Annotated in this window: 19 protein-coding genes and 1 pseudogene; 7 read left to right on the plus strand and 13 right to left on the minus strand. The window is 59.8% G+C overall.

Going from position 1 to position 23,378, the window contains the following annotated elements:
- Nucleotides 1–35 precede the first annotated feature (35 nt).
- Entirely contained in the window at nt 36–2,804 is a 2,769-nt protein-coding gene (locus AABD04_RS07690; protein ID WP_341440747.1) for a DEAD/DEAH box helicase, read from the plus strand.
- 509 nt (nt 2,805–3,313) lie between these two features.
- Here AABD04_RS07690 and AABD04_RS07695 read toward each other — a convergent pair.
- The 4 genes from AABD04_RS07695 to AABD04_RS07710 form a co-directional block, all read right to left on the minus strand.
- Nucleotides 3,314–3,496: a LuxR C-terminal-related transcriptional regulator gene (locus AABD04_RS07695; RefSeq protein WP_341440748.1), complete on the minus strand. Its 183-nt coding sequence runs from the start codon at nt 3,494–3,496 to the stop codon at nt 3,314–3,316.
- Between the two features lie 81 nt (nt 3,497–3,577).
- Nucleotides 3,578–4,381, minus strand: a complete 804-nt coding sequence (locus tag AABD04_RS07700) for a CBS domain-containing protein (RefSeq protein WP_341440749.1) — start codon at nt 4,379–4,381, stop codon at nt 3,578–3,580.
- 503 nt (nt 4,382–4,884) lie between these two features.
- A complete protein-coding gene (locus tag AABD04_RS07705) occupies nt 4,885–5,538 on the minus strand; it encodes a response regulator transcription factor (RefSeq protein ID WP_341440750.1) in 654 nt (217 codons plus the stop codon).
- A 38-nt stretch (nt 5,539–5,576) separates the two neighbouring features.
- The gene (locus tag AABD04_RS07710) at nt 5,577–6,782 is read right to left on the minus strand and encodes a sensor histidine kinase (protein ID WP_341440751.1); all 1,206 of its coding nucleotides are present in this window, start codon (nt 6,780–6,782) and stop codon (nt 5,577–5,579) included.
- A gap of 165 nt (nt 6,783–6,947) precedes the next feature.
- Here AABD04_RS07710 and AABD04_RS07715 point away from each other — a divergent pair, with 165 nt between their 5' ends.
- The 4 genes and pseudogenes from AABD04_RS07715 (at nt 6,948) to AABD04_RS07725 (ending at nt 11,111) form a co-directional block, all read left to right on the plus strand.
- The gene (locus AABD04_RS07715; protein WP_341440752.1) at nt 6,948–7,574 is read left to right on the plus strand and encodes a DUF4352 domain-containing protein; all 627 of its coding nucleotides are present in this window, start codon (nt 6,948–6,950) and stop codon (nt 7,572–7,574) included.
- 79 nt (nt 7,575–7,653) lie between these two features.
- A complete protein-coding gene (locus AABD04_RS07720; protein WP_341440753.1) occupies nt 7,654–8,298 on the plus strand; it encodes a vWA domain-containing protein in 645 nt (214 codons plus the stop codon).
- A 417-nt stretch (nt 8,299–8,715) separates the two neighbouring features.
- Nucleotides 8,716–8,829: pseudogene (locus tag AABD04_RS25155) on the plus strand (DUF6188 family protein); the annotation flags it as partial.
- Nucleotides 8,830–9,554: 725 nt separating this feature from the next.
- The gene (locus AABD04_RS07725; protein WP_341440754.1) at nt 9,555–11,111 is read left to right on the plus strand and encodes a TerD family protein; all 1,557 of its coding nucleotides are present in this window, start codon (nt 9,555–9,557) and stop codon (nt 11,109–11,111) included.
- 316 nt (nt 11,112–11,427) lie between these two features.
- Here AABD04_RS07725 and AABD04_RS07730 read toward each other — a convergent pair whose 3' ends face one another.
- The 9 genes from AABD04_RS07730 to AABD04_RS07770 form a co-directional block, all read right to left on the minus strand.
- Nucleotides 11,428–12,039: a hypothetical protein gene (locus AABD04_RS07730; RefSeq protein ID WP_341440755.1), complete on the minus strand. Its 612-nt coding sequence runs from the start codon at nt 12,037–12,039 to the stop codon at nt 11,428–11,430.
- Nucleotides 12,040–12,297: 258 nt separating this feature from the next.
- Nucleotides 12,298–13,221, minus strand: coding sequence for a hypothetical protein (locus tag AABD04_RS07735; protein WP_341440756.1), 924 nt, complete (start codon nt 13,219–13,221; stop codon nt 12,298–12,300).
- Between the two features lie 20 nt (nt 13,222–13,241).
- Entirely contained in the window at nt 13,242–14,945 is a 1,704-nt protein-coding gene (locus AABD04_RS07740) for a protein kinase domain-containing protein (protein ID WP_341440757.1), read from the minus strand.
- The gene (locus AABD04_RS07745) at nt 14,933–15,679 is read right to left on the minus strand and encodes a PP2C family protein-serine/threonine phosphatase (protein ID WP_341440758.1); all 747 of its coding nucleotides are present in this window, start codon (nt 15,677–15,679) and stop codon (nt 14,933–14,935) included. The genes AABD04_RS07740 and AABD04_RS07745 overlap by 13 nt, the downstream gene beginning before the upstream one ends.
- 83 nt (nt 15,680–15,762) lie before the next feature.
- Nucleotides 15,763–16,266 (minus strand): FHA domain-containing protein, encoded by a 504-nt coding sequence (locus AABD04_RS07750; RefSeq protein WP_341440759.1) that lies wholly within the window; start codon nt 16,264–16,266, stop codon nt 15,763–15,765.
- Nucleotides 16,254–16,916: a 4Fe-4S single cluster domain-containing protein gene (locus tag AABD04_RS07755; protein ID WP_341440760.1), complete on the minus strand. Its 663-nt coding sequence runs from the start codon at nt 16,914–16,916 to the stop codon at nt 16,254–16,256. The genes AABD04_RS07750 and AABD04_RS07755 overlap by 13 nt, the downstream gene beginning before the upstream one ends.
- Complete coding sequence (locus AABD04_RS07760) at nt 16,913–18,748, minus strand: AAA family ATPase (RefSeq protein ID WP_341440761.1); 1,836 nt, start codon at nt 18,746–18,748, stop codon at nt 16,913–16,915. Before AABD04_RS07760 ends, AABD04_RS07755 begins: the two co-directional genes overlap by 4 nt.
- Nucleotides 18,745–19,926 carry a hypothetical protein gene (locus AABD04_RS07765; RefSeq protein WP_341440762.1) on the minus strand — a complete coding sequence of 394 codons (1,182 nt, stop codon included), beginning with the start codon at nt 19,924–19,926 and terminating at the stop codon, nt 18,745–18,747. The genes AABD04_RS07760 and AABD04_RS07765 overlap by 4 nt, the downstream gene beginning before the upstream one ends.
- Entirely contained in the window at nt 19,923–20,543 is a 621-nt protein-coding gene (locus AABD04_RS07770; protein ID WP_341440763.1) for a hypothetical protein, read from the minus strand. Before AABD04_RS07770 ends, AABD04_RS07765 begins: the two co-directional genes overlap by 4 nt.
- Before the next feature lie 240 nt (nt 20,544–20,783).
- On the opposite strand from AABD04_RS07770, the gene AABD04_RS07775 reads away from it, so the two are divergent.
- Entirely contained in the window at nt 20,784–22,229 is a 1,446-nt protein-coding gene (locus AABD04_RS07775) for a phenylacetate--CoA ligase family protein (RefSeq protein WP_341440764.1), read from the plus strand.
- Complete coding sequence (locus AABD04_RS07780) at nt 22,226–23,323, plus strand: ThiF family adenylyltransferase (RefSeq protein WP_341440765.1); 1,098 nt, start codon at nt 22,226–22,228, stop codon at nt 23,321–23,323. The genes AABD04_RS07775 and AABD04_RS07780 overlap by 4 nt, the downstream gene beginning before the upstream one ends.
- Nucleotides 23,324–23,378 lie beyond the last annotated feature (55 nt).

The following is a 23,378-nucleotide window of genomic DNA, read 5'->3' on the forward strand; positions in this document are numbered from 1 at the left end:
TGACGGTATCGGACAATGACGACAGAGGAGCCCCAATGAGTGGTGTGGCCGCCGCGATTTTCGATGAGCTCAATCGTGTGGGGGCCCTGTCTGCTGACCAACTCGCCGAAAACCTGGGGGAGTCGGTCGGCTTCGTCGAACAAGCGTTGGTAGACAACCACTTGGTGTTCCAGACCGTCGGCGATACGAGAGTCTGGAGCGTCGCTTCACCTGAATCGTTCGGTGCGGCCTTGTATTTGAACCGCCTAATGCGAAGGTGGCAGGTAGAAGCTCTCCAAAAATGGTTGTTGAGCGGCCGTTCAAGCCTAGTCGAGGCTGTGACCGGCGCGGGTAAGACCGATTTGGCTCTCGCTGCGATCGTCGAGGCTAGACGGCGAGGGCTCGCGGCTTTGATCGTGGTTCCCGATCAACACGACATTGATGCATGGTCTAAGGCGCTGTCGACAGGCATTCCTTCATCAATCGTTGCCCAAGTTGATCGAGGAACCGGCTCGCTCGACGCGTATCCTATATTGCTGGCTCGTTCATCAATTTTGGGCGACAGACGGTTGCGGTTCGCGAGGAGGGAACGTCTGCTGATAATCGATGAGGTAGATCAGCTCTCGGTTACTGACTTTGCGAATTTGACAAAGATTGGGACTGTCACGGACAAGCTAGGCTTGACGGCGGCCTATGAGTGGCCTGATCTTGGGGCAGAGAGCGTCCTAAAGCCGTATTTCGGCGACGTCATCGACGGTTGTGACTATCTGCGAGCTGTCGAAGACCGAATGATGGCTCCTCCGGTGGTCGTTGCTGTCGGGGTGGATTTTACCGACAGCGAGGCCCGCGACTATCGAATCGCAACCGACAAGGCGTCTGCCTTAACGGCCGAACTTCTCGATGCTGACGATGGCTCACCGGAGGGGGCACTTTCGCTTGCACGACGTCTTGACGCGGATGCAGCCGTAGGACCTCGAACGAGCACTGCACGGGCACTGCTTGGAGTGGATCGAGACAGACGCGCAATACTAAGCCGCTGCACGGCGAAAATGTCCGTTGTTTCTACCTTGCGGCAGGCAATGCATAATACCGATTTGAGCGCCGTCTATTTCGACTATGACGGAGCAGACGGAACCGATACTAACGTGCAACCGAAGAAGACCGCGCAGAGTACTCCATCTGTCGGAGTCCTACTCTCGGTCCCGCGCACACCTCGGTCATTGATGGGACTGTTGGCTCGCGTATTTGAACTAAATTCTCCTTCAGAAGCCTTTGTCACGCTGGTCTATGTCAGAGGGACAATGGAGGATCCGCAGACGGATTCTGCTGCGGCCAACCTTGCCCTCCTACGCGAAATTGCCCTTGAGTTCAACGACGTGAACGAGAGTGATGCTCTCTCATTGCTTTTGCTCAGAGCCAGTGAACGTGACGGAGGGCTCGATGTATCGCTCGATTCCGGATTCAACGATGGCGGCCCCATCGAGGGCCCGGACACCTGGTCCGTCGTAGATGCGATCAAAGATATTTTTGATGATTATCAAGGCTTCCCCCTTTGGGAAGAGATTCGAGAATTGCTACCAGACATCGACGCAGAGCAAACGCTCAGGCAAGGCGTTGACGGTATCTCGTGGATGCCAGTCGGTTCTGCGCTTGTCGGTGCTGGTGGCCCGGGCACCCGTATCGAGCGCATACGTGCGTTGTCCGTGCTGGCAGACGTGTTCGAGGAACTCGGAGCGCATGCTCAAGAACTGAGCGACCTGGCTCAGGCGTTTTCACGCTCGGCACTGCTTTCCGAGAACATGACAACAAACAGAATCAGGGAGTTGTGGACAGGCTTGGGCGGTCGAGTAGCGCCTGGTGATAGAGCGCCGGTCGAAGTGCGCTCGGTCGATGACGTCATGCCGCTCGCCGCTGACGTTGATATGAGCCCGGCTCTGCGCCGTGTGTTGGTTGCGTTCGATGCTGCAGTCAGCAATCGAGGGGGCGCAATGAGAGGTCCGCTTGGCTCTCGCAAAGACGAATACGAAGTGTTGGACGCTCGGGGGGTCCGCCGGACAGTACGTCTTGCCGCTGACGACGCAGAGGGGTGGTCTGTCCCAAAAGCCGAGCTCAATCAAGCGAGCAACGCAGTTCGCGTCTTCATGAGTGCTTTGGATCATCATCGATTCTATATATTCACGGCCCCTGAATTTCAGCAGGTTGCCCGGGAAGCGACAAAGAACTCCACTTTCGGGCAGAAAGGGAAGGCCAAGTCGAAAATAATCGTGATCCCAAAAAGATCTGTTGTGGCCGGGCTTGATAAGTGGGAAAAGCTCGGCACGCTGGCAATGTCGAGCGCCGCAACCGCCAATTCGACGTCCATTTCCGAGTCGCGTGTCAGGCGAGCTCATGGTACTTCGAGCGTCGACCCTGCCTCGGGCGGGAGATCAACGATCGGCGCAGTCGAAATATCAGGGACCGGCGCGCAGAAATTTTCGCCGGATGCGTCCATCGTCGAGCCTTCCGACCATCCCTTGTTCGATAGCGCCGGCCGCATTCGAGTTACATTGAAGGTCGATTCCCATTCGGTCCCAGGTGCTTTGGATACCGTCACCGGACAACTGCAGATTGCTGAGGTGGAGGTCGCAGGTAAGAATTCCGGAAAGCTATTCAGGAATGCGGCAACGGCCGCCTCGGCAGTGAGATCGATGAACAAGCCTGAGACTACTTTCAGCGACGGAATTTCTGAATGGACGGTTGACGGAACAAATGGAAAGTTTCTAGCGCATTATCTCGACCAAAGTTCTTGGACAATTGAGATTCCCGAAAAGAGCTCCGCCGGGTAAACGGTGGCTGTCGGGTTGAGGGCTGTCAGCTTGACCGGCTCCGGCTTAGGTCTCAGGCTGGCCCTTAGTCGGTGCGGGTGGGTTGGCTCAAAATCGGAGACGGACTAACTAATCTTGACTAAACTCAAACTAATGGTCTCAGCTGGGTGACCGACGGTCTGACGACGTTTTAAATCCGCTTCTGGCTAATATTGAAATCTAGCAATCGTACTCTTGTTGTGGGTGCATTTGGGCAGCGCGCTAAGCCTAGGTGAGGTCCAGTGCGCCGTGTAAGTGGCGTTGGTTAAACCAGTCGACACATCACATAGTTGCGAACTCGACATCGTCAGTTGTCTTCTTGGGTCCGATCAGAAACGGCAACGCGTCAATGCTGCCTCCGTCACAAATGATCTAATTGAGCTCTACGTCAACGCGTTATCGTAGGTGTTTCCGATGCTTCTGATCGATGTTGTAATACCCCCGAATATAGGCGTTTTTGCATCACGTGACTATTCCTGCCCGGAAGGCAGCTAATGCCGCCGCCAACTCGAGTGCGCACAACCGAGTTCGATGAATATTTTAGAGATATGGGTCTTCACCGTCGTCTCACTGAGGTACAGCTCTGAGGAGATGTCCGCGTTGGTTGAACCAGTAGGCAAAATGCGGAACACATCTGGACCCCGCGGACGCATCATGTCCATCGACATTGTCATCGAGGCCGGTGTGGCAATTTAGACGTCAAAGACTCTAAAATGAGTCAACGGCTTGAGATGGCACTCACCTCTTAGGTCGATCTATTTGACATCCTTATTCAGAAGCTTTAACCATTTCAGGAAATTCTGAGCTTGTGTAAGCACTTCGGGTTCTGGCGGGTCCGGGCTGAAATGCATGATCTCGTTCCTAAGTTCCCTGAGGCTCTGCAGTGCCTCAAGGAAAACGTTGCGGTCCACATACCAATTGATACGATCCCAATTCGTGGGACGCTCAATTAGTCTTTGGATCTCTCCGAGAGTTAAATCTTCAGCCGATATTGCTTCGCGACCAGGATCATTGGGATTTTTCGAGTCTTCGATATCTGTCGTGGTGAAGTGAGTATTGACGATCTGTCGGAGGTGACGTTCGGCCTCGCCGGCAAGCAGAAATGGGCCTGCCAAGATTTGAAATGCTTCACTCAGATCGGCGGTCGTTACTATTCCGCAAATTCGATTTTCAACGTCCCGTACAAATAGATAGCCAGAATCGATGATACGTGGGATTTGGCTTAGTAAATCGTCGTCTAATGAGACGGACTCGGCCGTAGAAATGCATAATCTAAGATCTGCCTCAGGCGAGTGGACTGTGGCCTTAGCGATGGATTCCCAGCTAATCGCTCCCTCGAGCTTTCTGCCGCCCTCGATTACTGCTAATTGGGAGTAGTCGTGCCGAATCATCAAGGATTGTGCTTTCCTGAGCGAATCGCTTTTGCTAACTGAGATCAAGCCGCGGTTCGCAGACTCAAGACTCGACACTCGAAGCGAGTTAATCTGTGGCGCAATTGGTGCGATCGGTGAACCTACCGGACTGTTTTCTGTGTTCTGGTGCTCTTGTTTAAGAAGCACCTTTATCTGACTGTCGATCCAGCCCGTTTCGAATGGGGGGGGAAGTGGTCAGGCCATGACGAGTCAGGTCGTCATTGATCTTTTTAAGTACCCAAACTCCGCGACGCTTAGCGCCCCATGGGGCAAGAAACTCTCGAATGGACGTTGTTACTTCTTGTGTTGTTGCTTGTTGGGCGGCCCTTTTGAGGAACTCTTCCGATTCCATTCGATGATCCTACCGCGTCTTCTCCCGTAGTGTGCCATTTTCTGGCCGTTTGTCTGAACTCGCGTTTCCTCTGCTGAGGTGCTGTCGATCCTGGCGACTGCCGCAGACAAATTGGAGCAGATCGTCTGGAAATCTCGGCCTGGAGTTGCGTGCAGGTGCCGTATTAGATGCCTCGCGCTTTAACTGTGTCCGTTCATTGTCGACATGCATACTGCACGAGACTGGCTTCTGATCCGGCGGTGCATTCTGTTCTACGGCAGTTTGAAGTCAGGCGGCCGGCGATGTTAGCTCGATTCGCTCACGTGACCATTCCCGCTCGAAATGCCGCCAGTGCCTCCTCAACTCGATTTCGCACACCGAGTTTCACGAAGATCCCGGAGATATGGGTCTTCACCGTCGTCTCGCTGAGGTATAGCTCGAAGGAGATGTCCGCATTGGTCGAGCCAGTAGCCAAGATGCGCAGCACATCTCGTTCCCGCGGGCTCAGCGCATCCATCGACACGGATGTCGACGCCGCCGGCAATACCGACGTTGCCACAATCTTCCGCAGCGAATCCTCACTGAACAACGTATTGCCCGATGCCACCGCTCGAACCGACTGATGGAACGTCTCGGGTGCTTCACTCTTGCTCAAGAAGCTGTGCGCCCCCGCCTCGATGGCCCGGACTACCAGATCGTCCACATCCATCGCCGTCATCGCAATAACCTTCGGGGGATGGGCGAGCGTCATCAACTCGCGGGTGCAATCCAATCCGCCGACCCGTCTCATCTGAAGATCCATCAGCACCACGTGCGGCCGGAACGCCGCCACCGCAGCAGGCACCTGGTCACCGTCCTCCACATCCGCCACTACCGAAATGTCCGGGGTCTTCGCGAAGATGTCGGTCGCGCCACGTCGAACGAAGGGATCGTCGTCGACGATCAGAACGGTGATCACGGCTGGCGCTGTCATGGTTCGCTGAGCTTAGAACGCGACTCCGACACTGCCCGTCAGGAGTACCACGGCAGCCAGCACGAGACCACGAATTCGCCCGGCTGAGCGCCGGCAGCAAACGTGCCGCCCACCCCGCGGACTTGTTCGGCCAGTCCGGTCAACCCCGCACCCGACCCATGCGCAAACGCCGGTTGTCCCATCAGCTGATTGCGTACGTCCACGCGAAGGCCAGCCTGATCGGACCCGTGCACCGCCACCCGAATCGTCGAACCGGCGGCATGCTTCTGCGCATTGGTGAGCGATTCCTGCACCACCCGATACACCACATGACTGCTCGCAGCGCCGATTTCACCGGGCGTCACATCGAGCATCAGCGACGTGTGCAAGCCCGCGTCCCGTGCCGAGTGCACCAGATCCGAGATGCCCTCGACGCTTTGCCGACCACCGCCCGAGGCATCGGCCGATCCGCGCAGCACGCCGATGATGCGCTTGAGCTCGTCGAGCGCATCGTGGGCGGTCTGCCGAATCAGCGACGCAGTTTGGGCTACCTTCTCGGGTCCATCGGTGCTGTTGACTTGCATTCCGCCTGCGAACAACGAGATGCGACTGACGCTGGCAGCGAGGGTGTCGTGCATGTCGCGGGCGATGCGCGCGCGTTCCGCATTCAGCAGCATCTCCTCACGAAGAGCGTTGGACTCCACCGTCACCTTGTCTCGCGTGACCACAGCCTCCGTCAGGTCGGATCGTGTGCGTCGCAGCACCGCTCCACCCACGACCAACCCGACGAGCACTGCCGCGACGACCCACGGAATCCACGCCGGGACGTCCCACTCCACCGGCATGGATCCGTCCTCGGCCTTCGCCGAACCGAGGGTCAGCACGGAGTAGTACCGACTGCGATGCGCGTCGTACGTCAACGACACCCCGCACGCGACGTACACCGCGACGGCAGCGGCCGCCAGCGGCTTGGTGCGCGCGAACGCACCGACGGCAAACAGGGCGATCAACGCTGCCGTCGCATCGGTTGCGAAGAACAGCGGCCCGGCCAACGCCAGACCCAGAACGATCCATGGCCGCTCGTGTCGCCAGATCAAGGCGACGCCGGCGATCAGGTTGAGCGTGACTCCGAGGCCCAGGTTCCACCCGGGCGTCCCGGATGAGCCCGCCAACCCGGCGGTCATCAACGAGCAGAACAGGCTGAAGGCCACCGCCGCCGTAGTCCAGGCTTTGCGGCGCAGGGTGCCTGTCCGGTGGGTGCTCACGAACAGAAGCGTACGGCCGAGCACCGACACGATGAATCGTCCGAACGGCCCGCATGTCCGATCGGATGCGACCGAAAGGAGGAGGGGCACCGACCGGTAAGCCGAGGCGCGGACAGGGCCGACTGCGGTGTGGTTGATGCATCGCCGAACGAGAGGAATTACGACATGACCAACCACAACCCGAACCCCCAGCAGCAGCCGTACGCCCCGCCCGCTCCCGAGCAGAAGAAGAGTTGGTTTGCCCGACACAAGATCTTGACCGTCATCCTGGCGGTCGTCGTGTTGGGTGTCCTCATTCGGCTCATCGGTGGTGGTTCGTCGGAGAGCCCGACAGCTCCCGCGCCGGCCGGATCCCCGTCGTCGGAAGAAGCAGCTACTGCGGCCCCTGCCGAGCCGACTCAGCCGGGAATCGGCGTCCCAGTGCGCGACGGCAAGTTCGAGTTCGTCGTCACCGCGGTCGCAGCACCCGTCGCGACGGTCGGCTCGGAGTATCTGACGCAGACCGCTCAGGGTGAGTTCGTCCAGGTGAAGATGTCCGTACGCAACATCGGCGATCGTGCGCAGAGCTTGGACGCGTCCTCGCAGAAGTTGCTGGACGCGGACGGCAAGCAGTACTCGGTCGACAGCCTCGCGACTGCCTACCTCGATGAGGGCATCGGCTACGAACAGATCAACCCGGGCAACGCGCTGGACACGACCGTCGTGTTCGATGTCCCCGTCGGGACCGTGCCTGCCGAGATCGAGCTGCACGATTCGGCGTTCTCGGGCGGCATGACGGTCACCCTCCGGTGATCGCCGCGAACAGCACTTGCGCTCTCTCCGAATCTATTTCACTCGTTGCAGTTTCGGCTGCGACCTGAAGGAGGAAACTATGACCAACCCTCAGTTGTCCCTTGTCGCCGCACTGCCCGACCGGTCCGGCTCGATGCTTTCCATCGCCGACGACACCCGCGGCGGATTCGACTCGTTCGTCGCCAAGGAGCGCGAGGCTGACGGTCGGACCGTGGTCACGCTCGCGCAGTTCGACGACCGGTACGAGCTGGTCTACGACAACACGCCCATCGAGGACGTCGCCCCGCTCGTACTCGAGCCGCGGGGCAGCACCGCGTTGTACGACGCGATCGGCCGGCTCGTCAGCGAGGTCGGCACCGGGCTGGCCACGATGCCGGAGGACGAGCGTCCCGGCTCGGTGACGGTGCTCGTGATGACCGACGGTCACGAGAATGCGAGCCGGGAGTGGACCAATTCTGCTGTGCGGAAGCTGATTCAGCGGCGGGAGGCCGAGTACAGCTGGGACTTCGTGTTCCTGGGATCGAACATCGACGCCGTCGAGGTGGGTGCCGATCTGGGCTTTCAACGGGACAAGTCGATGACGTACGTCTCGACGTCGGTCGGTGTGACGGCAGCCTTCGATTCGGTGGCGGACTACCAGCATCGGAAGCGCTCGGCCGGTGTCGATGCGTGTTCGGTATCGGCTTTCAGTTCGGAGGACCGCAGGCGCGCGCAAGGGGAGTAGGGGAGAGGGGCGACGGACAGACAGCGTCACGCAATGGGGCTCTCCAATGTCAGCCGAGTGGAACCGCGCGCGGCGCTGCTGCGTCCAACAGGGAGGTGTTCGACGGGTCAACACACGGTGAGACGTTCGTCGGGGCTCGACTTCAGTTCCGAAAGGTTGGTAGCGGGTGTACCTGCCGCTGGCAGGCCAAATGATTGTGTCCCTGGAGTTCGGGTTCTCCCTCGCGCTGCAAACGAATCAAAGTTGCGCGCTGCGAAAGCGAATCGAGTTTTGATCTCCACACGCCCGGGCCCGAAGTGTTCCGAGATGCGCCGGACGCAACGCTCTCCGAGCACATCTCCGTCAGGCGTCTCGAGGGCAGGGAGTCGTCCGTGCGTACGCTTCCAATAACGGCGACCTGCGGATCGATTCGCCGATGGTGCGAGCCTGACAGTGCTTCTCGATCCTGATTTCGAGGCGTGGACGGTCGCTGCGCCTCAAGGCTTCAAGGCTGTCAGTGTGGCTGGCGGCGGGTTCACAGTCTGGGATTGAAACATATTCGTCGCGGTCCTGCGGGCCTGCAAAGGGTTGCTAGCCATCCTACGAGATTTGTGTCGCTATGGCTCCTCGGGCCGACAAGAGCGAGGCGGTGCCAGCAAGCGTGTACCAGAATTCGTCTGAACAGTCTATTTCGGAGGGTCGAACATCTCTGTACTGTGCGATTCGTATGGAAACCGCTGAGATGGGAGTACGCCCTGGAACGCAAGACGTGCTGCAAGCGTCTCCACGGTTATCCCGGAGGCGGCAGCGATTTCGGTGAACGTGTCACCCGTCCTAGGTGCAGCAACGTCGGTGTCTTGTGCAACACACGCGATGGCTACTGGGAGTAGCGCAGCAGCATCAGCGCTTGAGATCGGCACCTTGAAAATGGTGTCGACAGAAAGAAAGACGCCATCATGGGAATATTCACGCGGCAGCGCACTGTCATCGACTGGACTTCGGAAAAGATTGTTCCACTGCCGAATTGGCAGGCGCACCAGACTGCGCGGCCGAGTTTTGCGGCCCTCGCTGACGCCCTGATCTCGGAGAGTGGTCGTGACTCGAGGCGCATCGACACCGCTAAGGTCGTCGGCGCACTGACAAACATCTGCAAATCCATCGCCTGCGAGAATCTTCCTGACAGAGTTGCGGCGATCGAGGCAATTCTTGAGAGGCCCGGGCCCACACGAGATGAGATCTGGGACTACTTCACGCACGCGGGAGCCAAAGGCGTGGCGGTGTCGAACAATATCGGGGAGCTACTGACAAGCGAAAAAGTCCGCAACGTCATCAATAAGATGATCGACGAGGGGCAGGTTGCCGCAACCGGCGATACCGCGCCGGACGGACTGCCGATGATGTCGCCGGACAGCCCTGAAACGGTTGCTCTGTCCGACCCCGGCGGCGACGAGTTGGATCCGGTTCGAACGGCATTCAATTTGATCAGTAGCGTCGGCGTCAGTGTAATCGTGTACGGCCCCGGGAACGTTTTCGATTGCTTCCTTGCCACGTCTAGAGCCGCACCGATCTTCTCGGAGACGACCACCGAAAGCGGTCTCCTCGGTGCGTTTCCAGACCTGCCGAATTCGTACTGGTTCGGAATCGATGGTGTCGACGGCTCTGCAATCGTCGTGCCCGTCGCCCCGAACGTTGATGGAAATCGTATTCTTCACGAGATCATCTACCCGGTCTTGGGGGTGGGGCCACCGTGGTCGACGGCGATCGCCCGTGGCTCGGTCGTCCCCGCCACGTTCGCAAAAATTTTCGGTCGGTCCGTTATCAGGCGGGTTTGGCACCTACCTGGGCTACACGAGCTCGCGCCCGTCGGCTGCGATCCGCTCGAACTGTCGTGGGATCACCGAGCGCAGTTGATCGCTGACGGATGGACGAAAATAAGTGGGGACGCCTTCTCGAGAGAGTTCGCCGATGGTCAGGGCGGCCGTTTCGCCGTCCATCTCGCGCCGTGGGACGGCTCACACACGGTCTTCGCTGTTATCGGTGAACCTGTGGCGGGTCGAATCCCGCAAGAACTGACACGTTTCACGTTCCACTCGTGCGAGGTCGCGCTGGCGTACGAGCAGATCGTACTGATCGAGAGGCTGCGGGGTCCTGGCCTTCCGTCGCTGGCCGATATCAAAGTGGCCGCTGACCGCGTGTCCGAGGGGCTGAGTGTCATTTCGGGCGCGAGCGTGAACCCGCCATCTCGAGGCGTGGCGGATCCACCGGCCGAGAGCATCCCCGTTTCGGAGTACGAACACCAGCCGATCGCGGCAGTGGTGCTGACCCGTGGCGCGAATTGTGCAATGTCCGCGCACCGTGTGCGCGTGGAGCTGCGGTGGGACACCGGCCCCGCCGGAGCCACATTGGATACATCCGCATTGTTGTTGGCGAACAACGGACGAGTGCGATCCGATTCGGATTTCGTCTTCTACAACCAGCCACGCCATGACAAGTGTTCGGTCCGGCACGAGAGGTCGACGGGCATTGCGACAGTGAACGACTGTGTAGCAATGGATCTGACTACGGCAACTTCTTACGCGGACACCATCGTCGTCGTGGGTTCTCTCGACGGGAGAACATTCTCCGCACTACAGGGACTATGTGCGGTCGTGGTCGACTCGGATTCGGGAGCGAACGTCATATCGTTCCCGATCACAGGGTTGAGCACCGAGACAGCCCTCATCGTCGGTGAGATGTACCAGCGCAACGGTGGGTGGAAGTTCCGAGCAGTCGGCCAAGGGTACGCAGCCGGCTTACGCGGTGTGGCGGAGGATTTCGGAATCACCGTCGACTGAGGTTCTTATTGGAGCACAGTCGTGTCGACACAGATGATGCGCGGTGGCGCCACCGCGCAACGAGCTCGGTACGAAGGGCAGAGCGATGATGCCCAACGTATTTGTACCCGGATGTCGAAGTCGCACCGAATGTCGGAGTCGAAGCCCGCACATTGTCCGTCAGACCAGACGATTGCGTCGATTCGATCGTGGGTGCCGTTGTCCCTCGATAGTCGTATTCGGAAGTGTCATCGTCGCAGCCTCGAATCCGGTTGACCCCGTACTGGTCAGCTTGTCGGGGACAGAAGCCCTCTGTGTGCTGTTCTCGAGCAGACCGTCACGCCGTTGTGCGTTCGAGCTCGAGGGCGGCAACGGCGTCGAATGCTTTGCGTCGTTTCATCAGGAACTGCACGGTGTGAGCGACCTCGATCGCACCCCATACTGCGATCCATTCGGACAGCCAGATCTGAAGAACGACCGCGTCATCTTCGGGTTCGATGGAGAAGGACATCACGGGGCGGTCCTTCCGGCCACCTCGGAGAAATCCGAGCCGCTGGTTGATCTGCCCTTCTCCATTCACTTTGACCCAGCCTTTGAAGACGCCCGCGTTCGCCATCGCCTGCTCGATATCCCGAGGCGTGATACCGGTGAAGGTCGCACGAATCTGACGCTTGGCTATGCCCGTCAGGATCCATGCGCTGATGAAATACGCAATCGCGAAAATGAAAAATCCGTACAGATACCCCATGATGAACGGCTGCCTCTCGATTGGTCGATCTCTTCTCGATCGGCAAATCATGACCGAGAAGAGGCAGGCGCGAAAGTCGTTCAATCGCCTTAATGCTTTGCCGCGCAACGGGAATTGTAGTGCGTTCAAACGATTGATGGTTGCGGTGAAGCATGCGAAGCTCTGTATTCGTCCAGGCCACAACGCGAAGGAATTCAACATGAGTCAGTGCAAGAAGTGTTTTCGCCCGGTCCATGAATGCAGCTCGTGCAATGGAGGACGGGCAAGCGGCCTGGCAGGCAAGCTCACATGCAGCAAATGCAACAACACCGGTTCACAGTGCAACGAGCACGGCGGGTTCTGGAAGTAACGCCGGAGCAATACACGATCGATCACGAAGCCCTCACCGCACTCGGTGAGGGCTTTCGGTTGTCAATTAAGCTTTACCGCAAAGTGTCTCGGCTCGGTCGGGTGGGCGTATCACGCGACGGTGAACAGATTGTTGGCCGCACCGTCGAGTGTGAATCTGATGTGACCGCCGAATTCGGTGGTCAGATCCACACCGACAGCAAGAGGGTTCATGGGTTCGCGCGAGATCTGGTACACGCTGGTGGAGCCGCTGGTGATCAAGGGCTCGGTCCAGTCTGGCATGTTCACCACGATATCGCCTGTGAAAGTGTCGCCGTTGCCGAGATCGAATGAGCCGACGAAGATCCAACCTCGATAGACATTGATTCGATTGCACCCGTCCACGTCGGTGCCGCGGGTACGCCCGAGATGCACCTGCCACAATTCGCGCTGCGACGCACCGTTCTCGGAGTCGAAATCCCAGCTGTAGCAATCGATGTACTCTTCCGCGAACGGATACGAGGTCTCCCGGAGCGACGCGACGGTTTTGGCCTCCGCGTCGTCCCATTGCGACATGGTTGTCGGAATCAGGATCGCGATCAGTGCTACCGCCAGAACCCACCCGAGAATCACAGAGGGCTGCCGGAACGCCCACGGCCGCACAAGCAAGAACACTGCAAGCACGGCCACGACAACCGCCAGACCACCGAGATAGTCAGGCAGAAAGTGATCCCCCAAACCTCGCGCCCGTTCGTCGTATACTGCAGGGTCCGGTACGAGGAGTGGGGTCTTACGCAGCACGAAGTGACCTAGCAGGTAGGGACCGAGAACGGTGACGGCGGCACCGCCTGCGAGCGTAATCGCCGAAAAGTCCGTACCTCGCCTTCGGTTGGCCTGCTGCCGCTGGGTCGCTTCGATCCCGGCGAGCCGAGTTCGTTCGATCTCTTGGAGCCGTTGAACTTCCGCCAGGTCGTTCGCGGCAACCTGAGCGCGAGCGGAAGCAGCCTGCTGCTGGGCGAGTTCGACCGTCGCGTCCGCGAGTACGACAGCAGCCAAAGTGTCATTGGAACGCGTAGTCACAACTGTGCCTCACTTCGCAGTCGAGCGAACCACGGAGTTTCGCCCGCAAACTCGAACTGCGGCCCGTCGATACGTGACCGAACCTGGCGTACGAACTCGTCCACCACGGCGTCGTCGGACGCGGCAATAAGTAGGCTCTGGCGAATGATGTGACTGCGAGCCGAGCTCTCGAGAGGGATGTTCTTCGACCGCGCAAGCGCGATGGCCTGCTCGGCGATGTCATGCCAGTTCGCGTCGATCATCTTGTACGAGGCTCTGGACTTGCCCGAATTGATGCAACCCAGAAGGTCGTGATCGTAGAGCTTTTCGATTGCATCGTCGTTTCCATTGCTGTCGGCCAGTTTTCGTAGCCGGCTCGGCGAGCTGATGTTGCAGCTCTGGTAGATAAGATCAGCAGCGGGTGCGAGGCGCGCCACGAAGTAGGGAACCAACTCATCGGGCCCCCACTTGCTGCCATGGGAGGACACCTCGGAGTAGGTTTCGCCGGTCCGAGCAGAACCCGTCAACCAGTCGATAAGACGCTGGCGTCCCTTGCCCGCCAGAGACCGAGCGGCAACCTCGGGATTCGACGACATGGCAGCGCCGAGTTTTGCCGCATCGAAGAATTCTCCGACCCCTGGCAGTGCATAGGAGGTGGACGCCAGGTGCACGGCCGGCTGACCGACGGCGGGTTCGTCTCCGCGTGCGGCGTCGTCGAGGGGTCGGTGGACTTTCGGCGACTTGTTGTCCAGCCACGACTTGATCTCAGGCATTCCCCAACGAACATCCGGGTCACGAGTCAGCAGGCCCGCCAACAACATCCGCCAGCGCTTCAGATGCTCGGGACGCACCTTGCTGTCATCGAGCTCCGACAGAGATACATCACGGGACAGCAGGTGGCTCTCGATGGTGCGATTGTCGATCCAGGAACCGTTGTCCAGCTGGAAGTACCCCCGCCCCAGCAGTACCTGATACATCACCATGCCGAGGCTCCACCAGTCGGCGGCAGTTGTCTTGTACCTCATGAGTTCGGGTGCATTGAAGGCGATCGTGCCGAGACCGAGGTTGGTGAGCCTGGACCGGTCACCGAGATCGACCGTCAATCCGAAATCAGCGAGCACCAGGTCGAGCGGGATATCGGTGCGCACGAGGATGTTTTTGGGCTTGATGTCTCCGTGAACAAGTCGGTTGGAGCCCGCAGTTCCTTGCATGCCGTGGATCGCATCGGCAATCTGGGTCAGTATCTCCACCGCATGTTTGTTGGTACCGAACCCGCCGCGGTCGGCCAAATACGACTCCAAGGTGCCGAAGCGGCACAGTTCCATGAGTTCGTAGTGCACTCCATGATCCATACCCGGTGCTTCGAGCAGCTGAACCGCGACCTCGGGCGGGAAGTGGGTGCGGTACTGTTCCGAACCGAATTCAAGAGCATATTTGGGCTCGTGGCGGTAGAGCTTGACGGCTACCTCGTTGCCCTTCTCATCCGTGCACAACCACACAGATGCCTCGGCACCGTCACCGAGTGGCCTGACCATGGTGAAGCGAGCATCCAGGCCCGGTGGCAGCCGTTCGCGCAGATATGCGGTCGGCGTGCCCCCATCGAGGTTGGTGGGCGGCGCTGAACTGTTGTCCAGTCGCGTGCGAGGAGATGATGGCCTGGTGTAATTGATCTTCGGGGCTCGGGGGCCGTCGATCGGGTCGAGACGTGTCACATCGGCCATGCTGTTCCTACCTTGTTCGCGTTGATTTCGTTGGCGTCTGACGTCGGGGCAGTGTCGGCTCGATGATCCAGAGGGGCGATGGCCTCGATTTGAACTACGGTCACGTTGTCCCCGCCGCCGCCTGCCAACGCGAGATTTCGCAGTTCGGTGACGAGGTCGGTGCCGGTGGCCAGTGCGAGTCGTTCCACATCGTGGGGGTCCGAATAGTCGTCGAGACCGTCCGTGCACAGCAGTAGTCCAGGGGACGGCGGAAGGGGTGACTCGAAGAAATCGGGTTCGAGTATCAACCGCTTCCCCCCACCGAGGGCCTGTTGCAGGACGTTGGACCCAGCCTGTCTGTGGTCCACGCTGAGTTGGGTCAGATATCGTCCGTCCACCTGATAGCACCTCGAGTCGCCGACGTTGAACACCACGGAGTGGCCAGCTGGGTCGACGACGACACCGACTACGGTGCACCCCATTCCCGCGAGTTCCGGACGGGCGTCACCGACGTCATTGATGGCGTCCGACGCGTTCTGAAGCATCGTTCCCAGTTGGTCCAGCACCGCGCCTCGGTCCAACACAGCGACCCCGTCGACACCGGTGAATGCCTCGGGATCGGTGAGTATCTCGCACGCAAGACGGCTCGCTTCTTCGCCGCCCTCGTGCCCGCCCATTCCGTCGCAGACGACGATCGCCGTCGGTGCCGTGATATCGAACTCGGATATCAGAAGGCCGGGTTGAGGGCCTCTCATCGACCATCCATTCCAGCCGATGCAGTCCTCGTTGCCTGATCGTTCGAGGCCACGGTGGGTGATTGCGGAAACTCGAATGCGCATCAGGACTCCCATCGAATGTCGATGTCGACGTCGGCTGCCAGCCTCAACTTCTGCCCAGGACGAACTTCGTACTCGGTATCCGGTGGAATCTTCTTGTCATTGACGAACGTTCCGTTGCTCGATTGCGTATCGGTGACGAGGAGTCTCTGCCCGTCGAACCGAATAATTGCGTGGTACCTGCTCACATTGGTCCGACTACGGAAGATATCCGCAGTCGGATAGTCGTCGTCACGACCGACCGGAAGAGACTGTCCTGCATCGAGGTCGAGCGTCGAGCCACAGGTGACCAGCCTCAGCGTTGCCCGGGAGCCAGTCGGATCCAACGTCGTGCGCGGGCTCGGCACGACGGGCTCTTTACTTGGATCGGGTGGAGGCGGTACGACGGCCTGTGGCTCCGATTCGATATCCCACAAGTCCGAGCCGTCGATCGTGCACTGCGAATATGTATTGCGGTCGAATGTTCGACCGCAGCACACGACGATATCGGGAGCTAGGTCAGCCATGAGGTTCTCCTGAGATCCACGCCTCGTGAAGCGAGTTGTTGTTCGAACTTGCGCATGTCGCCGTCGGTGGGAATGCCCACCATCCAGATCGATTCCGCGTCGACGTGAACCGATATGTCTCGTCGCTGACCGGAGTAGTCACTCTCGAGCGTGTCGGCGGGGTATCGGGTGCGCGCCAGTTCGCTGAAGGTGTGGACAATTTGATTCGCCGATCCACGCAGTGCGCAGTCCGTCGCACCGGCGGCAATGTAAGGACCGCTGACGAGCACGTCGACATTGCCGCGCATCCAATCGAATCTGTCCCCGAGCTCTCGAGGCGTCCGTCCCGAGTACAGCAGGATGTCGATCGGTTGTGTTGTGCACGAGCGCCATCTATGGATTTCCGCTATTAACTCTGTGAGAGCTACGGGTTGGTCGTTCGGCTCGCCCCCTGAGATGGTCACTCCGTCGATGGCGTCGAAGGGAATGCTGCGCAGCCACTGCGCAACTTCATCGATGCGCACACCGCTCGACGGCTCGAACGGCCAGGTATCCCGGGAGACACACCCCTTGCAGTAGATGGTGCAGCCCTGAAACCAGATGCCCGCTCGGCGACCGAATCCCAGGTTGTGCACTGGATAGTGCAGACGGGAGAGCAGCATCGACGTCATCGGAGAACCACCGACCATCCGCCGGCGTCAGTTCCCAGTTCCTCGACAGTCACCGACTCGGTGCCGAGGGGCAGGTCGAACAACGCTCTCGCCAATGGGTTGACCAGAAGCGACTCCACCGTCGTTCCGACACCTCGGCCACCGAAATCGAGCTTGGTCAGAGCCTCGCTGATCAATCGTTGATGGACAGAGTCAGAGACTGTCACGTCGATTCCCGTGGCGTCAGCCACTCGCGAGACGACGTTATCCACGAACTTCGGAACAAGCAGGCGCGCAGTCGATTCCGAGATGAAATCGAATACGACGATATTGTCGCCGATCCGGTTCAGTAGTTCGGGCCGACCGATTTCCTTGGTGAAGTGATCGCCGACCGCTTCTCTGATTGCGCTCTCGACCTCGCGGAACTCGGAACCGCGCGGCACCACGGGCACCCGCGTGCCGAACTCGTCGGTTCGGTAGACGCCCAGATTGGAGGTGAACACGAGGAGGGTCTCGGAGAAGAACACCGTTGCACCGGTGCCATCCGTGAGCCGTCCGTCCTCCAGGATCTGCAGAAACTTGTCGAGGATTCTGGGGTGGGCCTTTTCGATCTCATCGAAGAGAACAAGACGAAACGGCTGCTGTCGTACAGCGTTGGTCAATTCGCCGCCGCTGTTGAAGCCGGTGTACCCGGGCGGAGCCCCGATGAGGCGGGCTTCGGCGTGTTCGGAGGAGAACTCGCTCATATCGAATCGAACGAACGCGTCCTCCCTGCCGAACACCAGTGCCGCAATGGCCTTTGCCAGTTCAGTCTTGCCCACGCCTGTCGGGCCCGCGAAGAACAGCACGCCCTGAGGACGAGACCCGCCCGACGACGCGTGCGCACCCGTCAGGCCCATGGCAGACCGGATCAATATGTCGACCGACTTACGAACAGCCGCAGGCTGACCGAGTACTTTCCCTTCCAGATGCTTCGGCCCGTCCTTGATTCGCTTACGTAGCGCCGGATCCTGCCAGGGGTTGTCAGGGACGCCCACTCGGAAGGTGCGTATGGCGTCCTCGATAGCGGATGCGGGGATGAGACGGTCGATCGCCAGACGGTTGATCTCGCGGATGGAGCGAAGCGTCAGCCCGCTCGTCTGAGATGCATATCGAGCCACGATGTCGTCGAACAGTGGCCCTGGTTCCGGTGCGTCTGGCAGAGACGCCACGTGGCTCGCCGCCATGATTGTGCGCTGGGACATCCCAGGCGCGGGAATGGACACGACGCGGGCGAGCTCGCCGCCTATCAGCCAGTGGGGAAGGTCGCTCTCGCGGTCGAGCAGCCATACCACTGTGTTGTAGAGCGGAGTGCGGTGCGGTCCGGCGACTTTGACACGTTTCGCGGTGACGAGAAGCTTCTCGGCGGTGACGAGCAACGTGTGCATGGCTGGCTCTGAGAAGTCCGAGTCCGGAGTGAGACGGGACGCGCTGTCGATTACCACGCAGCATGGGAGTGTGGACATGACCACCGACCGCAGTAGACGCGGCAGCCAGTCCAGCAGACGTTCGTTCTCGGCCGACGGTGCGGTCGCTGCGATGATGTCCGCGGCGACACCGTCGGAGTCGATCGCCGACCTCGCACCGTCGACTGGGTCGGCGACGATCACGCTCGTGTGACCCGCCGTCGACAGGAGCGAGATGACGGCATCGACAACCGACGACACTCGAGGGTGCGGAGACTGCGGCCGCGGCAGCAACACCAAGTCGCGCTGATTCCCGGTGACGAGAATCTGAGGATTCGCGGCCAGCGCCACGTCGATCTCGCGCAGCCACGCCGGCAACTCGTCGATCGAGCCGGCGTCCGGGGTCATTCTCGTGTCCGTTCGTTCTCCCGCGTACGACGCGTACCGACGTGCGCTGGCTTGGCTGTTGCCGGTGCTGCAAGGGTCGAAGTGATCAGCTTCGGAGTAGTCACGCCGGCCGGTACAGCCCTGACTCTGCCCGGCATCACCCCACGTGCTCGCAGTGCTTCTATGAGCGGATCGAGATCCGAGCACATCTGCTGTTCGGCGGCGAGATCGTCACCCTTGTCAGTGGCGGCTGTCGTCCTGACGGTACGCAGCCCGATCTCCCCGTCGCTCACATTCGCCGTCACAGCATGAGTCTGTGGACCGGAGCGCTTGAACACCGCTGAACTCGGTGTTTCGAGGTCGATCGGAGACACCGAATAGCCAAGTTCGACAAGGGATTCGGTCACTACTCCCAGTACGAAGGCCTGATCCCGCTCTTCCCGTTCGAGAGCAGACTGCATTGCGAGCGTTGCCCGGGCGGAGGTCAGCGACGGTGTCGGGTCCAGATGGGATTCGAGCGCATGGTCCGCGCCGTCCAGGAGCATGTCGATTCGACTGCGGTCGAGTAGCAAGGAAGCTTCGCACCTGATCTCTTCGATCTGCCCGCGGTTGTCGATCCGTTGCTGGGATCGGCGGTTGGCTGCGTTCACCCGGCTGCTCAGGTCCGAGAGGAGCAACCGAGCGCGAGCTGGCGGGGCACGCAGAACCCCTGCCGCCATCGTCTCCAGCTCATCGGACTGCTCGACCAACGACGACAGGACTCGTCGAACACGGTCGGCGATATCGCTCTTGGTCCCGATATCGACCTTTTCGGCGTCTTCGAGGACGTTGTGTGAGGACTTGGGCCGAACGTCCTCTGCCAACACAGAGGCTGCCGATTCTCGCTGGTCCAGTTCCTCGAGAATCGCATCCAGATTGTGGGTGATTCGTTGTGAGCGTTGCGCGCTCAGTTGTGACTCCAACCTGGTGTGCGCCGAAGCCAGCGTTCGCTCCAGCTCCGCGCACGCTGCCTCGATAACAGCGGAAGTCCCGGCTGGCACCGCGCCGGGAAGAACACTAGCGTCGCTCATGTTCAGCGCAGAGCATCTCAACGAAAAGGCCTGTACGCGTCCGTTCAGCGCGCGCCACTTCTGCATTGCGTCTTCGGCGCGACGGCGTTCCAGTGCGATCTCGTATTGAATTCCTTTGGGGCCGCTCATATCCGCATCCTGGCGAACGGCTCGGCCTCGGCTCCTGTTGCGGCAGACATTCTGATGCCGCCGAACACGAGGTGGCCTGCCACCGCGAACAGGGGAGGCCACCACCAACTCGCTGCCGACCCCGAGCCTGCCAGTGCTTGATAAAAGAGGAGTAGAGCGCCCAGTGCGAACCCGCCGATACCCGCTGAAGAAATTACCTCTTCGCCATCCGGATAAGGAAAGACGAAGGCCAACCCGACCAGGCACACGATCATTGCAATCAGCAGCTTGGCAAGAAGCCCGTACAGCGTGCCCGGTCCGCTGCCAGAGGTCGCACCGCTGTCACCTGACAGGAAAACCGTCTGAGTGATGTTGTCGCTGAAAACTGTCAGGATCGACCCGACGACCGGAGTCAGAACCCACAGCGGAACCGACACGAACATCAAGCTGAAACCCTGCCCGCGCACCCGTCGAAGGAATGCCGAACGTTGCATTCTCCGATTTTCGGCTCGTTGTGCGGCGTCGATGCGGGCGGTTTCGATATCGGCCTGCTCTCGCGCAACCTGCGCGGCCCGAGCCTGGACGGCTAGCTGTTGCGCATGAGCAACCGTGGCGTCCGCAAGGATGACGGAGGCCAAGTTGGCATTCGTTCGCACATACACCTCTGTCTGAAACATTGGATGAGCCAGAATCTTTGGAGCCGTACCCCCGGGCGAGTGTCAGCAGGAGATCAGGATTCCATTTGCCTGCCGTGTTGTCTGTACGTCGATCGTCTGACAGAGCAGGCATGACTGTGAGTCGGCCCAAAGACGTTTCGGGGGTTCGGTATCCCGTGCAGCAAGACGATCCACGTCTTGTTCCACGAAAGGAACTCGGCCATGTCGTTGACACAGTCGACACGGAGCGCTGCAGGAGTGAACGGGGCGTTAGACACGTTCTGGAAGGCGGTCCGCAGCACCGACGCGTATCCGGATTTGCTGATGAACCTGGGATTCGACCCGAACGGCGTGCGAACATCAGCGGATTTTTCGCACGTTCCGCCCATGACCAAGAAGAACTACCTCTCGATGTACTCTCTCCCGCAGTTGATTCCGGGTGGAGATGTTGCATCCGCATGCCTGTGGTCGTCGAGCTCGGGTTCCTCGGGCACCCCGACGAACTGGCCGCGCGCGGAACTATCGCTGCAACAGAGCGTCGATCTCCACGAGCGCATCCTGCGGCAGCAAGGAGCCGACCGAAAGTCGACATTGCTCGTGGTGTGCTTTGCGATGGGCAACTGGATCGGCGGCATCTACACGATGCGGGCGGTCGAGGAACTTCGCAAACGGGGTTTTCCGGTGTCAGTGGTCACGCCCGGTGTTCATGTGGATACCGTTCGGGAGAACATTGCGTCGCTCGGTCGCCACTACGAACAGGTACTGGTCGCCGGGTACCCACCCTTCGTCCGTGACGTACTCGATGGAGCAGGTGAGCAAGTACTCGACCAGGATCTGAAGTTTCTTCTGGCCGGCGAAAGCATCAGCGAGGCCTGGCGGGACGGAATACTCGCCTTGGTCGGCAAGTCCGATCGCCCCGAGGACGTCTGCTTGGTCTACGGAACTGCGGACGCGGGGATGATCGGTCACGAGACACCGACGACCATCGCTGTTCGACGCCTGGCCGTCGGCGACACTGAGCTCGATGCATCAATCTTCGGCGGTACTGCAGCGTCGGCGACATTGGTGGAATACGACGCGTCGATGCGGTTCGTCGAGACCGACGACGACGGGTTCCTGCTTTTCACGGTCGACAACACCATTCCGCTGATTCGATACCGAATCAATGACATCGGTGAGGTACTGAGCGCGGAAGAGATGCGGCGCAGGCTGTTTGAAGCCGGTCACACCGTCGACGTCGCGGCCACGACTGCGCACTCCGGCTATATCGTGCTGAAGCGTCGGGCAGACATCGCAGTGTCGTTCTACGCGGTCAACATATATCCCGAGCCTGTCCGGACTGCTCTTTCCGATCCAAGGCTGTCGAACACCGTCACGGGAAAGTTCTTCATGACAACTACTCCGCAGAAGGATCTGCGTGACGGATTGTCCTTGCACGTGGAGTTGCGGCCCGGCGTAGGCTCGGCCGAGCGGGCAGATGCTACGTGTGGGGACCTCATCAAGACCGCCGTCGTGGATGCCTTGGTTGCGGCAAGCAGCGAATTCGAGGAGTTACACGGTCTTCTGGGAACGCTGGCAGAGCCGAAGGTCACCTTCGGAATGTTCGCCAGTGATGGCTTCGAAGTGGACGTCAAGCTACGTCACATTCGGAAAGTGAGTGGACGATGATCGAGGTACTTCACCCCACCGATGATGCGGAAAGGATCGAGGAACTACGCCGAGCCGAATACGGACTGGCATACGTCGACGGCTGGGCGACCGCGCGGTCGGAGCTGATCGCGATAGATTCGTTCAGCTCCCTGCCGCTCGACTGGAACGACGAGCGTGTCGTGGATAGTTCGAGTCGCTTCATTCACTTCCCATGGCGATCTACCCTGGTCCGTCTTCCGGACAGTGAGCACTTCTACCGTCTGCGAACCGCGCGTAACCGTTTTCTGATCGACAACGACGAGCAAACCACGTGGGGCTCGGCCCTGATCGGAATCGCGGGGCTGAGCGTCGGATCGTCGGTGGCGGCGGTATGTTCGCTGACCGGCGCCCGTCGCTTCCATATCGCGGACCCCGACACCCTGGGCCCGAGCAACCTGAACCGGCTTCAGGGTTCGGTGTGCGACCTGGGCATGGCGAAGGTGACGCTTGCACAGAGAAGGATCTTGGAGATCGATCCGTATTCGGACGTGTCCGGGTTTCCTGGCGGTTACACGAGTACGGACGGGACGTTTCTACGGTCGTCGGGCGGAGAACGGGTGGCGGTATTGGTGGAGGAGATGGACGATCTCGCGATGAAGTTGGCAATTCGTCTCGAGGCCCGCGCATTGCAAATTCCTGTTGTGATGGCAACTGACAACGGCGACAACGTCATTCTCGACGTCGAGCGCTATGACCGCGACGCAAACTACCCACCGTTCCATGGTCGAGCCGGGGATCTGACAGCGTGCAGCGAGTCCGAACTCAACGAACCCGCGAACCGAACGCGATTGGCCAACGCAATCGTCGGGAGCGACGTTACCCCGCGCACTCGATACTCGCTCACCGAGGTCGGACGGACACTGCCGTCATGGCCTCAGCTCGGAACGGCCGCGAACGCGGCCGGTTCGACGGCGGCCTTGGCAGCGAGACTCATGGTGTCGGGTGCGGATATCCAATCCGGTCGATACCGAGTCGATCTGGATCGCATTCTGCTCGGTGAGTCGGCATCACTTGCGACGCGGTGGAACGAGCTGGACGAGAGTGCTTTCGTGAGGTCGATGGCGCAGCAATAGCTACGCGAAAGCATTAGTGGTCGTCAGCGATATCCGTCCATCGGACTATCCCAAC

The sequence above is a fragment of the Rhodococcoides navarretei genome, from assembly GCF_038069675.1.
Classification (GTDB): domain Bacteria; phylum Actinomycetota; class Actinomycetes; order Mycobacteriales; family Mycobacteriaceae; genus Rhodococcoides; species Rhodococcoides navarretei.

What these genes read in the sequence shown, in the direction of transcription:
- AABD04_RS07720 (WP_341440753.1), top strand. Translation starts at nt 7,654, where the DNA reads ATGACCAACCCTCAGTTGTCCCTTGTCGCCGCACTGCCCGACCGGTCC.
- AABD04_RS07760 (WP_341440761.1), bottom strand. Translation starts at nt 18,748, where the DNA reads ATGACCCCGGACGCCGGCTCGATCGACGAGTTGCCGGCGTGGCTGCGC.
- AABD04_RS07780 (WP_341440765.1), top strand. Translation starts at nt 22,226, where the DNA reads ATGATCGAGGTACTTCACCCCACCGATGATGCGGAAAGGATCGAGGAA.
- AABD04_RS07765 (WP_341440762.1), bottom strand. Translation starts at nt 19,926, where the DNA reads ATGAGCGGCCCCAAAGGAATTCAATACGAGATCGCACTGGAACGCCGT.
- AABD04_RS07690 (WP_341440747.1), top strand. Translation starts at nt 36, where the DNA reads ATGAGTGGTGTGGCCGCCGCGATTTTCGATGAGCTCAATCGTGTGGGG.
- AABD04_RS07750 (WP_341440759.1), bottom strand. Translation starts at nt 16,266, where the DNA reads ATGGCTGACCTAGCTCCCGATATCGTCGTGTGCTGCGGTCGAACATTC.
- AABD04_RS07755 (WP_341440760.1), bottom strand. Translation starts at nt 16,916, where the DNA reads ATGACGTCGATGCTGCTCTCCCGTCTGCACTATCCAGTGCACAACCTG.
- AABD04_RS07730 (WP_341440755.1), bottom strand. Translation starts at nt 12,039, where the DNA reads ATGTTGAATTCCTTCGCGTTGTGGCCTGGACGAATACAGAGCTTCGCA.
- AABD04_RS07745 (WP_341440758.1), bottom strand. Translation starts at nt 15,679, where the DNA reads ATGAGAGGCCCTCAACCCGGCCTTCTGATATCCGAGTTCGATATCACG.
- AABD04_RS07740 (WP_341440757.1), bottom strand. Translation starts at nt 14,945, where the DNA reads ATGGCCGATGTGACACGTCTCGACCCGATCGACGGCCCCCGAGCCCCG.
- AABD04_RS07715 (WP_341440752.1), top strand. Translation starts at nt 6,948, where the DNA reads ATGACCAACCACAACCCGAACCCCCAGCAGCAGCCGTACGCCCCGCCC.
- AABD04_RS07695 (WP_341440748.1), bottom strand. Translation starts at nt 3,496, where the DNA reads ATGACAATGTCGATGGACATGATGCGTCCGCGGGGTCCAGATGTGTTC.
- AABD04_RS07775 (WP_341440764.1), top strand. Translation starts at nt 20,784, where the DNA reads ATGTCGTTGACACAGTCGACACGGAGCGCTGCAGGAGTGAACGGGGCG.
- AABD04_RS07705 (WP_341440750.1), bottom strand. Translation starts at nt 5,538, where the DNA reads ATGACAGCGCCAGCCGTGATCACCGTTCTGATCGTCGACGACGATCCC.